The 15,939-nt window shown below is 49.3% G+C and carries 15 protein-coding genes; 7 read left to right on the forward strand and 8 right to left on the reverse strand.

The window, feature by feature from the left end; genetic code table 11:
* Nucleotides 1-2: 2 nt before the first annotated feature.
* Entirely contained in the window at nt 3-1,367 is a 1,365-nt protein-coding gene (locus tag SIB74_RS00750) for a DUF1254 domain-containing protein (protein WP_369818035.1), read from the reverse strand.
* Between SIB74_RS00750 and SIB74_RS00755 the strand changes: the two genes are divergently transcribed.
* Nucleotides 1,366-1,575, forward strand: a complete 210-nt coding sequence (locus SIB74_RS00755) for a hypothetical protein (RefSeq protein WP_231906113.1) — start codon at nt 1,366-1,368, stop codon at nt 1,573-1,575. The genes SIB74_RS00750 and SIB74_RS00755 overlap by 2 nt on opposite strands.
* Before the next feature lie 129 nt (nt 1,576-1,704).
* Here SIB74_RS00755 and grrM read toward each other — a convergent pair whose 3' ends face one another.
* From grrM to SIB74_RS00785, 6 genes are all read right to left on the reverse strand, one after another.
* Nucleotides 1,705-2,880 carry a cyclophane-forming radical SAM/SPASM peptide maturase GrrM/OscB gene (gene grrM, locus SIB74_RS00760; RefSeq protein WP_063396362.1) on the reverse strand — a complete coding sequence of 392 codons (1,176 nt, stop codon included), beginning with the start codon at nt 2,878-2,880 and terminating at the stop codon, nt 1,705-1,707.
* A 19-nt stretch (nt 2,881-2,899) separates the two neighbouring features.
* The gene (gene grrA, locus SIB74_RS00765; RefSeq protein ID WP_063396361.1) at nt 2,900-3,190 is read right to left on the reverse strand and encodes a GrrA/OscA1 family cyclophane-containing rSAM-modified RiPP; all 291 of its coding nucleotides are present in this window, start codon (nt 3,188-3,190) and stop codon (nt 2,900-2,902) included.
* A 122-nt stretch (nt 3,191-3,312) separates the two neighbouring features.
* Nucleotides 3,313-3,660, reverse strand: coding sequence for a GrrA/OscA1 family cyclophane-containing rSAM-modified RiPP (grrA, locus tag SIB74_RS00770; RefSeq protein WP_063396360.1), 348 nt, complete (start codon nt 3,658-3,660; stop codon nt 3,313-3,315).
* Nucleotides 3,661-3,711: 51 nt separating this feature from the next.
* Nucleotides 3,712-4,509 carry an extracellular substrate binding-like orphan protein GrrP gene (gene grrP / locus SIB74_RS00775; RefSeq protein WP_413681760.1) on the reverse strand — a complete coding sequence of 266 codons (798 nt, stop codon included), beginning with the start codon at nt 4,507-4,509 and terminating at the stop codon, nt 3,712-3,714.
* Between the two features lie 262 nt (nt 4,510-4,771).
* Nucleotides 4,772-5,647 carry a formylglycine-generating enzyme family protein gene (locus SIB74_RS00780; protein WP_011130884.1) on the reverse strand — a complete coding sequence of 292 codons (876 nt, stop codon included), beginning with the start codon at nt 5,645-5,647 and terminating at the stop codon, nt 4,772-4,774.
* A gap of 94 nt (nt 5,648-5,741) precedes the next feature.
* Nucleotides 5,742-7,952 carry an arylsulfatase gene (locus tag SIB74_RS00785; protein WP_231906101.1) on the reverse strand — a complete coding sequence of 737 codons (2,211 nt, stop codon included), beginning with the start codon at nt 7,950-7,952 and terminating at the stop codon, nt 5,742-5,744.
* A gap of 585 nt (nt 7,953-8,537) precedes the next feature.
* Between SIB74_RS00785 and SIB74_RS00790 the strand changes: the two genes are divergently transcribed.
* The 4 genes from SIB74_RS00790 to rpiA all read left to right on the forward strand — a co-directional run bounded on the left by SIB74_RS00790 (nt 8,538) and on the right by rpiA (nt 13,023).
* Nucleotides 8,538-9,539, forward strand: coding sequence for a hypothetical protein (locus SIB74_RS00790; RefSeq protein WP_063396357.1), 1,002 nt, complete (start codon nt 8,538-8,540; stop codon nt 9,537-9,539).
* A 39-nt stretch (nt 9,540-9,578) separates the two neighbouring features.
* Nucleotides 9,579-10,571 (forward strand): hypothetical protein, encoded by a 993-nt coding sequence (locus tag SIB74_RS00795; RefSeq protein ID WP_063396356.1) that lies wholly within the window; start codon nt 9,579-9,581, stop codon nt 10,569-10,571.
* 535 nt (nt 10,572-11,106) lie between these two features.
* On the forward strand, nt 11,107-12,264 hold the full coding sequence (locus SIB74_RS00800) for a trypsin-like peptidase domain-containing protein (protein ID WP_155724633.1): 1,158 nt from the start codon (nt 11,107-11,109) through the stop codon (nt 12,262-12,264).
* 42 nt (nt 12,265-12,306) lie between these two features.
* Nucleotides 12,307-13,023, forward strand: coding sequence for a ribose-5-phosphate isomerase RpiA (gene rpiA / locus SIB74_RS00805; RefSeq protein ID WP_063396354.1), 717 nt, complete (start codon nt 12,307-12,309; stop codon nt 13,021-13,023).
* A gap of 5 nt (nt 13,024-13,028) precedes the next feature.
* Here rpiA and hisD read toward each other — a convergent pair whose 3' ends face one another.
* Nucleotides 13,029-14,357 carry a histidinol dehydrogenase gene (hisD, locus tag SIB74_RS00810; RefSeq protein WP_063396434.1) on the reverse strand — a complete coding sequence of 443 codons (1,329 nt, stop codon included), beginning with the start codon at nt 14,355-14,357 and terminating at the stop codon, nt 13,029-13,031.
* A gap of 130 nt (nt 14,358-14,487) precedes the next feature.
* On the opposite strand from hisD, the gene rpsT reads away from it, so the two are divergent.
* Together rpsT and SIB74_RS00820 are read left to right on the forward strand one after the other, a co-directional pair.
* Nucleotides 14,488-14,790: a 30S ribosomal protein S20 gene (rpsT, locus tag SIB74_RS00815; RefSeq protein WP_063396353.1), complete on the forward strand. Its 303-nt coding sequence runs from the start codon at nt 14,488-14,490 to the stop codon at nt 14,788-14,790.
* 47 nt (nt 14,791-14,837) lie between these two features.
* The gene (locus tag SIB74_RS00820) at nt 14,838-15,671 is read left to right on the forward strand and encodes a TatD family hydrolase (RefSeq protein ID WP_063396352.1); all 834 of its coding nucleotides are present in this window, start codon (nt 14,838-14,840) and stop codon (nt 15,669-15,671) included.
* Nucleotides 15,672-15,939 lie beyond the last annotated feature (268 nt).

Below are 15,939 nucleotides of genomic sequence, written 5' to 3' on the forward strand. Positions count from 1 at the left end.
GATTATTCCATCGCTTGAATGTCATTGAGCTGCCAAATTTTGTCGAACCAAGGCTGCAGCGGTCCGTAGAGACGAAACACAGCAAACCAGCCCTTACCAGGAACAGTTTCAATCCAATTGGCTTCTTTTCCCGTGGGGGATTTGGGGCCGAAATAGAGGTCAATACTGCCATCAGCGTTCACGTCTAAATCCTGATTTCGGACACTGTTTTTGCTTGGCAAGAGCTGGCCAGTCTGAAGCTCAGACCGTGTCTGCGGGTCGTAAGCGACCATCGACCAAAAGTCTTTCGCAGGCACATCCTTGTCAATCGTGAACTTGTAAGTTTTGCTTCCATCGAGATAACGACTATTAGCATCAGTGGCCACAACGCCATATTGCGACCCAGCCCCAATCATCTGCAACACCATCGCTGGTGTATTCACTGTGTAGCCCCAAAAGAAATTATTGCGCGCATCCAAATTTCGACCACCTGCACCATTATCAACAAGCCATTCATGACTTCCACCCCCAAAAGGTGTAAACCACTGTTTGCCTTGATAGAAGTAAACATCCTGATTGCGGGGCTTACCCATGTCGGAGCGCACGTAGGCAACACCAACTTGAATTGCTTCCTCTAGGATCTCTTTGTCTTCTGGAGACGGAGAAAAAGGTTTGCCTTTTTCCAATCCGATAGCAGATGCCAATCCCCTTAGCTCAGGATCAAGGAAAGCAACGGGCTCACGCTGAATGACGGTATTGAGCTCATTAAAGAACTCAAAATTATTGGCATGAACTGTATTGAAAACATTTTCGCCAACTTGAATAAAGCTCATCTGAGCCGGGTTGTCCCTTTGTGAATAGGGATAAAGACGCAAACCATTTTCATAATTAGCGATTGCTTGATCAGGCTTACCCTTGGAATCAAGAAAAGCCCTAAGAATTAACCAATTTGAATACGTAGGAGAACGAAAAACAAAATAGCCGTCAGCATTATTTGGCTCAGCATCATCTGGCCCCAGGATGAGATACTTTCCTCCTTTTCCCTTATCGGGCCCAGGAGCTCCAGTATCAGCAACAAAGCGGAAAAAGGCATCATTAATGGTTCCTGGACCAAGCCCGGCAGGGATCTCGATCACCAGAGGCCCTGTCTGCTTCAGGTTGAAGAACGTCGATCCGTAGACGGTGTCGGTATTGCCTGTCAGGAACAGAGGATTCGAGTTCAAGGGGGCCATCAATGCCACCTTCGTGTGGTTATCGACTCCTACTTCTGCATGACCATGGCGAAGCATTTCAATGCTTGCTGCTGGCATCAAGGTCAGAAATGTCTCATAGCCACGAATGAACTTGAGATTTTCAAAACTTTTCCGAACCGTCTCTTTATCAGGCATGCCGTCGAAAAATCTGAATGTTCCAGCGCTCGTCTTTACGGTGTCTGGCGTGAGAATTCCTGAGGGTATTGGAGTCGTGAAATTCTGGGATACTTTTTTTGATGCAGTTGTCTCTGCAAATCCCATTGGGCTTGACAATCCATTCGCCAATGTGCTCATTAATATCCCAGCGATGATCGTAGAGATTCTGCGATTACAGATAGCCTGAGTGAATGGATTAATCATGATTCAAGCGCTCTTCATATCTATTTATTGTACTGATAAATTTTTCAGTATGGCTTGGGCGTCGCTCTAATCAGTACAAACTGCAACTCTTGCTGCTCTAATATTGCTTGAGTTAAAAAGGAGTTTCGTTGTTTATTGGAGGGCTAGATTTAAAGCGATCTAATAGCACATCTACAGGTATCTTATTGTTGAAGCGACAAGCATTTGTTTCGCTACAATTGAGACTTCCGTGTTCCCAGAACTTATTGCTTCCCATGCCGCCTCCGCAGAAGCCGAAGTAGTTGCATTCTTTCTCACAGCGTTGCACGCCAGACAGCATATCCTTCCATAATGTTTGAAATCGCTCGGTCTTAGCTGCTTCTATCAGCGAAATCTTGCGGATGCTACCAAGATCAAATGTGCCATAAAGCTTTGACGAGACTGAAAGAAGTTCAGGATCAAAGGTTGAAAAATTACCCTGCCAATCGACACTCAGAATTGAATAAGGTCGATTGAGTTCATTTTGATTAAGCCGCCGATTCTCACGAATCAGACTGATCACTTGATCAAACTCCCTCAGTACAACAGGGAAACCATCCTGCTCACTTAACTGCCAAAAGCTTCCTAGGAACTGACGGTATTGTTCTTCACGCTCGTAACCTTGCATGGATGAACTTGTATGCTCACCTTCTTGCTCTTCAACATTGAAGCCAACAGAATGAATTTCATTGTCACGAAAAAATTGATACATCTCATTTGGATGATCCATTGCTGTTGCAGTTACAACAGCAATCGCATGAAATGGGATTTTGTTTCGCTTGAGTGCTTCGATGCCTCGCATTGAGTGGACATGAGAGCCTTCCCCATTACGGAAGCAACGGTTGGCATCGTGTATGTCTTTGGGGCCATCCACGCTGATGCCAACAATGATCTGATTCCTGCGAAAGCATTCACACCATGCATCGTTGATCAGTGTGGCATTAGTTTGTACATGCTGTTCAACATGAACTGTTCCATTAGTCCATTTTTCTACAGCTTCGTTGATTAATTGTGTGGCTCTGTCGTAGTAGCTGCAGGGTAGGGTCAGTGGCTCCCCTGCATGCCAAACCAGGCTTAGCTCTTCACCAAAGAAGGGGCTTTCGAATATCCTTTGCATCAGTAAAGGCAAAAGCTCAAGATCAAAGATCTTGCGGCTCTTACGATCTGGTAGATAGCAGTATGAGCAGTCCAGATTGCATAGAGAGGTGGACTGAACAACTACCAGCCCGATTGGACCGAAGCGACTGATGTCAGGACTTGCTGTTGTCATTGAGATGAATGTTGTCTGCTCACCAGTTCAAGAAACCCCCACTACCATTTTTCCATTTGCCACTACTACTACCATTCTTCCATGACTTGCCACTACCATTTTTCCAGGAGCGTGCCTGATCATTTTCGCCAAATATTATATTATTAGGCCTTAGAAATAAGCTCCAACTACCGTTGCGAATGTCTTGGATATTCGCTTCAATTGGATTGCAAGCATTTGCTTGACTGTAAACTGCAGCCTCTGCAGATTGTGTGATTACAGCAGAAGTTGCTAGTAGCGCATATAGGCTGATGAGAGAGCGAGTTGCCATGCTGTAATGACTACATTAGTGATGCAGTTTCATTCAGTACTAATGGTGATCAATGCATCGACCAAAGCATTGATGAGGGTCATTGACTTGGTCGATATCGCGTGACTGGGTGGTATTAATCGTTACCAATTAGCAAAGCCACGGCCCCCGTAGCCGCCATTCATCCAGCCGCCTCCGCCATTACCCCATCCTCCGCCATTACCCCATCCTCGGCGAACAACCCTACCGCCACCATTCCCCCATGCGCGGCCACCACCGTTGCCCCAGGCTCGAGCAACATTTCCTTCATTTGAGCTTGATTGATTCTCTTGAAGTAATGCTTTCCAGCTGCCAGTTCGAACGGTTTGAATTTTCGCTTCGATGGGATTTGAAAGGTTAGGCTTATTGTAAACGGCAGCTTCAGCAGACTGAATGACAACAGCTGATGAAGCCAGAAGCACATATATGCCGAGTAGAGAGCGAGGTGTCATGGGTTTGTAGAAAAGAGGATGTGAAGGATTGGAATTAGCAGCTTCAAGTGATCAACGCAAAGATAGTTGAGCAGCGGTAGATAAGACTGTGGCGTAGTAGGCCTTGATCAAGTCTTGCTTGAGGTTAACGGCACTTCCTGGACCAATCCAGCGATTGACCATGGCTTGAACAGGGGCAACATCATTCACATAGCCCTGCAGGATCTTGCCGATGGCGATGTTGCTGTAATTCAGCATTGTGGAGTTGTTTTCTGGAATGATGCAGCCGACACCTGAGCGGCCGTATGGAACGATTGGCACGATATCGGCGTTTGCTGCAACCCTGGCTTTATTGGCTTTGAGCCAGAGACTGTCTCCACCGAGGATGTCAACAGAGCCAGAGCGCATGGCGGCAAGAGCTGCTGCTGGAGAGTCGTAGGAGACGTAATTCGCTTGTGGGGCTGCTGTCGCGAGAGTTTGTGCAGCAACGGTGTCTTTAATGACCCCAACAGTCTTGCCTGCAAGAGATGAGGGAGTGCCATCATTGCCGGTAGGAGCTAGTACCCTCACCCCGCCCAAGGCAAACGGGATGGTGTAGTCAACAAGCATTGCCCTTTCCCAGGAGTAGGCAACACCACAGGCGATGTCTGCTTTGCCGCTCAGCAGGGCATCTTTTGCGTCCTGTACTGAGTTCACCTGTAAGGCATTAAGCCTGATCGGCTTGCCTGCAAATGCCTGAAGTTCATTTTTGACAGCTGCAACAACATCGATTGCTAGGCCCTTGAAGCCGGCGTCGCTCTTGCTAGCAAAAGGCAGCTCGTCACCAATGACTACCGCGTTCAGCTTGCCACTGCGTACAACCGACTCCATGGAGGTCTCTGCTGAGAGTGGCTGGGCTGTTAAGGCAGCTAATGCGAATAAAGAGCCCACAAACGCGATACCTCGTGTCTTCATTAAAATGCCAATTATTAGATCATCCAATTTTACTTTGTATGCACAAATAAGAGTGAGCCTATGGAATTTTGTTATGAAAACTGACTGACATGGATTCATCTTTTGTTGCGAACTGCTTACGATTGCAGTTGAAATTTGACCTAGTGATGGGGTTGATGCTCTCTAAGTGAGTCATCAATCAAGGACCTCCTTTTGCACAGCGAAAGCCCATATGACACGTTGCAGTGTCTACTGTCTGGCCTTGTAGTGCAGAGGGGCGATAGCGGACGCAGTAATTATCTGCGCAGAGAAACGATCCGCCTTTGATAGTTCGCCGTTCCTGGTGGCCTGACGCCACGGGATAAACAGAGTTGGTCCATTCCCACACATTGCCGCAAACATCCAAGAGTCCATAGCCGTTGGCAGGAAAGCTGCCAACGGGCGAGGTCCAGAACCAGCCGTCTAGCTCCTCGTTGTGCCAAGGGAAAGGACCTTGCCAGATGTTCGCCATCCAGCGGTTATTGGGAGTGAGTTCATTCCCCCAGGCGTATTGGGCATCGACAAGACCTCCGCGGGCGGCGACTTCCCACTCTTCAGCAGAGGGGAGACGCTTGCCAGCCCAATGGGCATAGGCGATGGCGTCGGCATAGGCGACATGCACGACAGGGTGATCATCAAGGCCATCGATCGTGCTTTCGGGTCCTTGGGGATGACGCCAATCAGCCCCAGCCATGAGGGTCCACCAGCTCAAGGGTTTGCTGCGATCCACCGTTGCTGGAGGCGGTTGAAAGACAACTGATTCAGGGATGCGTTCCTCGGGCGCTAGATCGGGATAGAGCGTTGGATCAGGTGGTAGCTCCGAGACTGTGAGATGCTGCGTGGCGCTAACGAAAGCTCGGAACTGGGCATTGGTGACTGGCCCTACGTCGATCTGGAATGAGTCAAGCTGCACTTCTCGCGCGGGTGTTTCCTCCGGATAGCAGCGAACTGAACCATCCGGATAGCAGCGATCACAGCCAACTCGATAGAGCCCTGCGGGGATGGTTACCATCTCTACTGGCAAAGATGTGGTCACAATTAAAGTCTGCAGGTGGAAATGTGTCCATCTTTATTGTTGCCTAAAAGCCAAGATGGCTAAGTATGAGCACATTCATAGTGCCCAACCAATGTCACTGTGGATAGATCTCTAATGTCACCTTGTTGATGGTCCCATTGAAGGCACTGAAGCGCTGATCCCCAATCACTCGTTGAGCAACAGGTGACCCACGATCCATGCCAACATCAGCACCTTCGTCAATCGAAAAACGTGTGCCAACGGTTGCATGAACCCTGCCGGTTGATGTGACTTTGTCATCAACTAGCAGGCGCACATCCGCACCCTTACCAGCGCCTCCCCCGTCGTAATCCATCTCAAAGCGAATCTTGTTGCTGCCAGAAGAGATTTTCTTGTTGCTGCGGAAGGTATGAAGATTGCCCAGGTAGTTATAGGCATAGGCCGGATAACCATCTTCTACATAAAGTGACCATCCGCCAAAGCGGCTCCCTTGGGCCATGATCACGCCGTTGGCATCTTGGCTTGAGTCAATGTCGACCTTGGCTGTAATGCTGTTGGAAACATTCTTGACATTGAGGATGGCATCCTCAACAAGATCCCAGGAGCCTGGGTAGAGATCAAGTTTTGTCCTCGACGAGCCCATTATCGTTGGCCGGCCTGCAACAGAAGGCACTAAACGTTGCAACAGCCGATCATCTAAGGGAAGCACTTGATTGGCGATTGCTTCTTTCAAGAAGAGTCGTTTCATTGCCTCGAGCCGTTCTGGATACTGAGTTGCTAGGTTGTTAGCTAGGCTGAAATCATTGCGCGTGTCGTATAACTCCCATCCATCATCTTTGGCGACGCTATGCATCTTCTTGGGTGCTTCCCATGGCAGGCCAACGGTGGCTCTTGCCATCCAGCCATCTTGATAGATTCCACGATTACCAACAACTTCAAAATATTGAACCTTGTGACGCTCAGGTGCATCAGCATTATCGAAAGAATAAACAAGGCTGGTTCCTTGCATCGGGATTTGTGCAATCCCATTGATCTGTTCAGGCATGGGTAAGCCAGCAGCTTCAAGGATCGTTGGCGCAACATCAATCACATGGGAGAATTGATCGCGTATCTCTCCTTTTGATTTGATGGCCTCAGGCCAATGAATCACAGTGCCATTGCGTGTACCGCCAAAATCCCCGGCAATTTGTTTGGTAAATGCAAATGGAGTATCAAAGGCAATCGCCCAGCCGACTGCCATATGTGGATAGGTGTTTTTATCACCCCAATTGTCATAATGCGCTAACTGAGCCTCAAGTGTTTCAGGGATGCCGTTAAACATGTGCCCCCAATTCCAGTTGCCGGTTTGGTTCCCTTCTGAGCTTGTGCCGTTATCACCACTGATATAAATAACCAGCGTGTTGTCAAGTTCACCAAGCTCATCAATGGCCTGGATCAGTCGCCCAGCTTGATAGTCTGTGTATTCTGTAAAAGCTGCGAACACCTCTGCTTGTCGCGCAAATATGCGTTTTTGTACATCACTAAGATCATCCCAGTTCGGCACACTTGCTGGTTTTTTTGCCAGTTGTGTGTTTGGGGGTACAACACCTTTTGCGATCTGATTTGCGAGCGTTTCTTCTCGAATAATATCCCAGCCCTTATCAAACTTTCCCTTGTACTTTTTAATCCATTCAGGTCTTACATGGTGTGGTGCATGTGAGCCAGCAGATGCATAATAGATAAAGAAAGGCTTGTCTGGGCGCAGTCCCTGTTGTTGGCGCATCCAGGCAATAGCCTGATCTGTCATGTCTTCAAGGAAGTGGTAATCCTCTCGATCTGGGTAATCAATGATTGTGACCCCATCGTGAAGTGAAGGCTCATACATATTTTCTTCTGCGCCGATGAAGCCATAAAATTTTTCAAATCCTTGCCTTGTTGGCCATCGGGTTTGTGGGCCCGCAGCAGTGGTCTCACGACCAGGGGTTTCATGCCATTTACCAAAAGCGCCTGTGTTGTAGCCATTGAGCCTTAGGATCTCGGCTACAGGCTCGGCATAGTTAGGCACAAATGTGGTATTGCCCGCATATCCAGTCGCAATTTCAGGGATGGAACCCATGTTCATCACATGGTGATTACGGCCAGCTTTAAGAGCAGCTCGTGTAGGTGCACATAGGGCTGAAGTATGAAATCGGTTATAACTCAGGCCATTGTTTGCTAGTTCCTGCAGGGCCGGCATTTGCACCACTCCGCCAAAGGGCGAAGGAGCACCAAAGCCAACATCATCCAACAAGATGACAACAACATTGGGTGCTCCTTTGGGTGCCTCGACGACATGTTGTCGTGGCATTTTGACTTGACTTGGTAAGCGCTCGACAACTTTCTGAGGATATGGATCTGCGATCGGAAGTCGCCGGCGATTAATTTCTTCTGCGTTGGTGGCGGATGTTGCTGTGAAACTTATGATACATGCAAGCCAAAGAAGCATTCTGAATTTCATGTTTGCTTTGAAGTGGGAGATTTTTTATTGGTGATCACCATTTAACAGGGATAAGTCCATAGCTGTTTGTGCATCCAAGTCGACTTGTTGCTAAATTTCAAAAAAATGCAAGGCTTTGATCGAAAGAAGTCGTTCTCAAGTTATTGAAGAGACTAGGGTATGCAACTTGTTTAATGATCTCATCCATGCATGAACAATGCTAGGATGATATCACTTTCTCATGATGCCTTGACGCGCTGATGGGTTTCGTCTTATTTGCTATCAAAAATGAAGCATAAGAGTCATTTGTTCTTCGCTATTTATTGACGGGAGTATTCTGGGGAGGTGATCAGTGATGGGTTCTGGATTGCTGGTTTGATTCATCACTTTTTCTTAACGCTTAATAGGAATTTTCTTTTAAAAGAGGGGATAACATTCTCAAAATCTTTTTAACCAATGGTCAGAATTGCTCCAGTAGCATTACCACTAAGACGCTGTGTGCTGACTGCAGGAGCTGCCCTCAGTGCCATGGTCATGCAACCGTCTTTTGCTGAGCATCATGATATTGATACTGAGCAGCCATTTGATTTCTCGGCGTTAACCATTCAAGAGGAGATCGCTCAAGCAGATTCTGTAGACCCTGAATCGAGCTCACAAGCGAACCTAGAGGCTGGAGCAGATCAAGGCAACACGGAAGATTTGGCCAAGCAAGCCCAGAATCCGATTGCGAGCATGATCAGCTTCCCGATTCAGTGGAATGCTACGCCTGGAACTCAATGGGCACCTTCATTAATTGACCCGTCAGCACGTGATAATCGCACGCAAAATGTTGTCAATGTGCAGCCTGTTGTGCCATTCAAGATCAGTGATGATCTCACCTTGGTCACACGAACGATTGTGCCAATTGTCAATCAGCCATGGGCTGACGGAGTGGACTTTACAGCCATAGGAGATATCAATCCGAGTGTTTTCTTTGTACCAACTCTTAAGGGGAATCTTACGATCGGCCTTGGTCCAACTTTGATGATTCCATCGGCTACCGATATTCGCATCAGTTCTCAGCGTTGGAGTGCTGGGCCTTCAGCAGTTGTCGTCTATACCAAAGGCCCATGGGTTCTAGGAGGTCTTGCTAATAATGTCTGGTCCTTTTCAGGACGTGGAGGCAAAGATGTGAATAAGCTTTTGATCCAGCCATTTCTTAACTACAACATGCCGAAGGGTTGGTACATCACGAGTTCACCAGTGATCACGAATGATTGGAATGCTGATGATGGTAAGGGTTGGATGGTTCCTATTGGAGCTGGGATAGGTAGGGTCTTTAAAATTGGTGATCAACCTGTTAATGCTTCGCTAAGTGCCTATTGGAATGCTGTAAGGCCGGAAATCTTTGTAGAAAAGCTTCAAGGTGAATTTACGATCCGTACTCAGGTTCAGTTCCTATTCCCAACTGGTAGCTAAAAGTATTCTTTTGATTACCCTCCCTACTAATACAAAAACATGATGCCTTCACGACGCTTAATAACACTGATTGCAATTTCTACTTTTTCAATATTGTCTTCTGAGGCCTTTGCAGAGCAATCTCTGTATGAGCGCAATCCTGATCAGGGGCAGGTCTTGGTTTCGATTGAACCAGATCAGATTGATGATGATGAGGTGGTTGAAGAAAATGAGGATGTATTGGAAGAGGATGATTGGAGAGTGTATTTAGACCTTTATGGATTCCTGCCATTATCGACCACTGGAGACATCACAATCAATGGAAACACTGCGCCTATAGACTCGAGCCTTGCCGATGTTTTGGCTACCGTTACAGGACTTTTTACAGGAAGAGCTTCTGTGGAGTATGGGCGAATAGGTTTCATGGCTGGGATTATTTATGGCACGTCTTCTGAGGACCAGAGCGGTACAAATAGCTTTGATGGTGAAGAGCTTAATCCTCCAATTGATGGCCTGAGGCTTAATAGTAAATCAACTACAGATTTCAATCAGTCTGTAGTTGATCTTGCTCTGCGCTATCGCCTTGGTGCCATTGAACAGCCAGTCATGAAAACAGGCGACTCAACTTTTATAGGCTTTGTTGGCGCACGAGTCATTGATGCAGGCATGGATATGGATATGTCTTTGTCAGCGAATGTGAAAGTTAATGGCAGGACGTTAACAAAGAAGGAAATACCAGAGTTGGAGAAGAGTGCAAGCGGATCTATTGAGCGCACCTGGGTTCAGCCTTTGCTTGGCATGCAGGCGACCTATGCCATGAGCCCAGAATGGCAGGCTTTTATGAGGTTGGATGCGGGAGGATTCGGTCTTTCTGGCAAGAAGGACCTCTCTGGAACTGCTCAGGCAGGACTTGCTTATACAGTTGGGAATTCAGCGCAATTAACTCTTTCTTGGAAGTACTTTGGTATTGAGTATGCTGGTTATGATTCTGACAATAGCTATAGTAATTATCAGAATGGTGTCAACCTTGGCTTGAGATGGTTTTTCCCTTAATGGTCTTTAGGGGGTCCTATTCTGCTTTGGAGATCTTGTCTCTATCAGTCGTTTGTTTCGATATCTCTTGATGTATAGAGATTGATATTAGTGGGTAACTAATGCGAGTTTTGCTCCTTTATTCATCACGGTTGCTGTGTGTTATCCCTTCTTAAGTTTTGCCAGGCCTTCTAGCTCTTACGTTTTTGGCCAAATCCAACTTGCCCTATTTGGCAGGAGTGATTTGTATGATCTTTTATTGCTTAAACTGCAGATAGCTCGGCTGATTCGATGCCATTTTTCTTCTGCCATCGAAGAACGAATGCTTTTGTCTTTAGGTGGTTTTGTGCTGACGATTGTCTGTAGTTTTATCGATATAGCATTGAATTGCTGGAGTTTGCCTGCTGATCATTTCTTGTTGGAGCCGGTCTAATGGTTTTTGGCCTCAAATCATTAGCAACCACATAGGCACGCAAAGTATTGATTTCAGCATTCTTCTGGCAGATCGGTTGCGCAGCTTTGTCGTGCTCCTCTGTTTAGGCTTAGCCTCGCGGTCATGATCTCTTTCAGACTGTTGCTGCAACAGGGTTGCATTGTTTTGAAGCGCTTTTGGGGATTGTTTTTGATGTCCGTGCTGTTCCCTCTTGCAGCCGGGGTTCAGCCTGTTTGGGCTTTGTCTGGTTTAGATGGGACGACTAGCCATAACTTCGTTGCTGATGCGGTAAGTCAGGTGGCGCCCGCAGTGGTTCGCATCGATACGGAACGCACTGTGCAACGTCAGCCCTTTGATCCCACGCTGATTGATCCCTTGCTCAGAGATCTCTTGGGCGAGCCAGGAATTGGGCCAGAGCGTGAGCGGGGGCAGGGTTCGGGTGTCGTGATCGATGACCAGGGGTTGGTGCTGACCAATGCCCACGTGGTTGAACGGGTGGATGCGGTCAGCGTCACCCTTGCCGATGGAGATCAACACGATGGTTCGGTTGTTGGGACGGATCCTGTTACTGATCTGGCTCTTGTTCGACTGGATGGGGGCACACGTCCTGAGGCCGCCCCTCTTGGAGATTCTGATGCGCTTGAGGTAGGCGATTGGGCGATCGCTCTTGGTACCCCCTATGGCCTTGAACGCACCGTCACCCTTGGCATTGTTAGCAGCCTGCATCGCAATATCAGCAGCCTTGGCTTCTCTGATAAACGTCTGGATTTGATTCAGACCGATGCCGCGATTAACCCTGGCAATTCAGGTGGTCCACTCGTGAATGGTCGTGGTGAGGTGATCGGTATTAACACACTGGTTCGTTCTGGTCCAGGCGCTGGTTTGGGATTTGCTATTCCGATCAATTTGGCTCGACATGTTTCTGAGCAGCTTTTGACCAGTGGGGAGGTGGTGCATCCTTATTTGGGTGTCCAATTGGTGCCGCTGACAGCTCGTATTGCCAGGGAGCACAATCGTGATCCGAATTCGCTGGTGGAATTACCCGAACGCTTTGGGGCGCTTGTGCAGAGTGTTTTGCCGGATAGCCCGGCGGAACGAGCTGGTTTGCGGCGTGGTGATCTTGTGATTGCGGCAGCTGAAACATCAGTCTCTGATCCACAAACGCTGCTTAAACAGGTTGATCAGGCTGAGATCGGTGTCCCCTTCTCATTAAGGATCATGCGCAATGGTCAAGAGATGAGCCTTTCGGTTAATCCAGCCGCATTACCTGGCCTTAGTTGAAACCCTTGCCCTTGCTACCGTCGCGCCGATGATTCAGAAACGATGGCGGACCTTCAAACTCAGATGAAGCAAGCGGTGGCGGCAGCCGCTGTGGAGCAGATCAAAGATGGCATGGTTCTTGGTTTGGGTTCAGGCTCGACGGCAGCTCTGATGATCCAGGCTCTTGGTGCCAAGCTGGCCAGTGGTGAGCTTCGGGAAATTGTTGGTGTTACCACCTCTTTCCAAGGCGAAGTGATGGCTGCGGAGTTGGGGATTCCCTTGCTTAACCTCACGGCCGTGGATCGCATCGACTTGGCGATCGATGGAGCTGATGAAGTTGATCCCTCTTTTCAGTTAATTAAAGGTGGCGGGGCCTGCCATGTGCAGGAGAAGCTTGTCGCGAGTAGAGCGGATCGCTTTGTGGTTGTTGTTGATTCCACAAAGATTGTTGATCGGCTCAATCTTGGTTTTTTACTTCCGGTTGAGGTCTTGCCTGGTGCTTGGCGACAGGTGCAGGGTCGCTTGGCTGAGTTGGGCGGTATTGCTGATTTGCGTATGGCTCAGTGCAAGGCTGGTCCTGTGGTCACCGATCAGGGCAATCTCGTTTTGGATGTGAGCATGGCCGGAGGTATTGGTGACCCTGAGGATTTGGAGTGTCGAATTAACAATCTTCCGGGTGTCTTGGAGAACGGTTTGTTCGTCAATCTCACCGATGAAGTTTTGGTTGGCCAGATTAGTGATGGTGTTGCGGGAGTGCGTCGTCTACAGCGCCGTGAGTAGAGGGGTTATTCGAAGCGGATACGCACGGATTCAGCATGGCTGTGCAAGCCTTCGCTGCTGGCCAATTCCCTTACGGCGTTAGCAGTGGCCTCAAGGGCTGATCGATTGAATTCGATCAGAGAGGTGTGCCGCAGAAATGTTTCCACGCTTAGGGCGCCGCTAAAGCGGGCCGTTCCGCATGTCGGTAGTGTGTGGTTTGGTCCGGCTAGATAGTCGCCTACAGCTTCAGGGGTCCAGGGGCCGATGAAGATGGCGCCGGCATTTTTGATGCAGTCGGCAATGGTGTGCGGGTGCTCGACCAATAACTCCAAGTGCTCAGGTGCGAAGTGATCGCTGAGTTCAACGCATATTTCCAGGTTTTCACAGATCACTACCAGCCCCCAGTTGCTTAAAGAGGCTCGGCAGATCTGCTCGCGAGGGTGCCCCTTAAGCTGAGCCTCCAAATGGGATGGGAGCTGTTCGGCGAGGCTTGCTTCGGTGGTGAGTAGTACTGCAGCAGCAAGTGGATCGTGTTCTGATTGGGCCAGTAGGTCGGCGGCCACCTGCTCAGCACGAGCACTCTGGTCGGCGATTACTAAAACCTCACTTGGGCCGGCGAGCGAATCAATGCCCACTTGCCCGTAGACGGCCTTTTTCGCAAGGGTGACGTAGAGATTGCCGGGTCCGCTGATCACATCGACCTTTGGCACAGTTTCAGTGCCAAAGGCCAGGGCTGCGATGGCCTGGGCACCACCGAGACGCAAGACCTCACGAATTCCTGCTAGGTGTGCGGCGGCTAGAACGGTTCTGTTGATCTGACCATCCCTTCCAGCGGGTGAAGTCATCACCAGCTGCTCCACGCCGGCTACTTGGGCTGGTACTGCATTCATCAGCACTGTGCTCGGATAGGCAGCTCGGCCTCCTGGGATGTAGATCCCGGCTTTTTGTACAGGGCGCCAGCGGCGGCCCAATTGTTCGCCGTGGATGCCTTGCACCATCAGGTCATTCGGTCGTTGATGCTGATGGAAATCCTGGATACGGCGATAGGCCAGCTCCAGAGCAGATTGAAGTTTTTTGGGAGTTTTTCGCCAGGCGTCTTCCAACTCTTCTGGAGCTACGGTCAATGGCTCTGGACGAAAACCGTCAAAGCGCTCGGTCAAGGTCATCAGGGCTTGGTCCCCTTGGCTGCGAACGGTGTCGAGGATGTCCTCCACCGTCGCCATGGCTTGCTTTTGAGAATTGCCGGTAGAGCGGTTGGCCAGCCGCTCTAGTTCTAGCTTGGCTTGTTGGCGATCCCGAACACAATGAATCAGGGTTGAGGGAGTCTCTGACTCGGCCTGGCCGCTTTGTGTCAAAGTCTGCAACCTGAATATCTGAAATCAAGTTAGGGCTTGCTCTTCTGGCTTGTCTTAAAGCGCTTGTAATGGCATCTAAAAAATTGGTGCTGGGTTACTGTGATGGATTGTTGAATCAGCGCAAGCATCTGTGGCCAATAACAAGTCTTCCAAGAAGCGTGTTCAGATTGCCGAGCGCAACCGTCTTGAGAACAAGTCGTATAAATCGGCCCTGCGCACATTAATGAAGCGTTGCTTCAGCGCTTGTAGTAATTATTCTCAGCAGCCTGGCGAGACAGCTAAAGCGAATGTAAAGGCCAGCATTGATTCGGCTTTCAGCAAAATTGATAAGGCGGTGAAACGTGGAGTTCTGCATCGCAACACCGCTGCCCATCAGAAGTCTCGTCTTAGTGCAGCGGTGAAGCAGGCGATTGAACCGGCGCCAAGCACTTAGGACTGATTTGGCATGGTCCATTGTGAAAGGGCTTGTTCTTTCCCTTGATGAGGAAAGGCCTGCACAATGGGGCCAAAGATGCGTTTTCGGTTCTGGTGTCGTCTCCGATTCTTATCGATAGTCATTGTCACATCGTCTTTCGCAATTTCGATGATGATCTCGATGAGGTAGCTGCACGCTGGCGACAGGCCGGCGTAGCGAGTCTGCTGCATGCGTGCGTGGAACCCGCAGAGATTCCTGCGATTCGTGCTTTGGCGGATCGTTTCCCTGAACTGCGTTATTCAGTGGGGGTTCACCCCCTCGACACGCAGCACTGGAATCCTCAGACGCAGTCGCTTTTGCGAGATGCAGCTCTTGAAGATCCAAGGGTGGTGGCTATTGGTGAACTGGGGCTTGATCTTTACCGGGATTCAAACCTTGAACAGCAGTTGGCTGTGCTGAGACCGCAGTTGGACTTGGCCACGGAGTTAGATCTACCCGTGATCATTCATTGTCGTGATGCATTTGATCCCATGACGTTGGAGTTGCGTCAGCGCCAGAAGGAGGGTCGTTGCCCTAGGGGGGTGATGCATTGCTGGGGCGGCACAACTGAGGATATGGAGATCTGCTTGGATCTTGGTCTTTACATCAGTTTCAGTGGCACAGTCACCTTCCCGAAGGCTGAGGCCATTCACGCCTGCGCGCGCGAAGTTCCGCAGAATCGTTTTCTAGTCGAGACGGATTGCCCGTTTCTGGCCCCAGTGCCTCGTAGGGGTAAGCGCAATGAGCCTGCCTACGTCGAGGCGGTGGCTTCTCGGGTGGCTGAGCTTCGAGGGGAGTCTTTGGCCTTAGTCGCAAGCAGTAGCACGGCTAATGCAAGACGATTGTTCTCTTTGCCCTGATCTCAAGACATTGGACAGGTGTTTGGCGGCCTACAAGTGTAAAATTGTTGACTGGTCTGGCCATGATGCAGTTTTTCTGCTTCCCTGCCGCCCGAAGCGCCCATTGTCTTCTGGTGCATTGTTGACGTCAGTCTTTTTGACTCGAGATCTCTGAGCCCTAAGTACGGCAGCAGCTCCCTGTACCAAGGAGCTGCTGCCGCTTCCTTTTGTGCTGCCGACTCGGATCTAGGCCCGTCGATTGTTCAGGTCTTCCAATTTCACTTCTCAA

The sequence above is a fragment of the Prochlorococcus sp. MIT 1306 genome (assembly GCF_047304515.1).
GTDB classification, from domain to species: Bacteria; Cyanobacteriota; Cyanobacteriia; order PCC-6307; family Cyanobiaceae; genus Prochlorococcus; species Prochlorococcus marinus_D.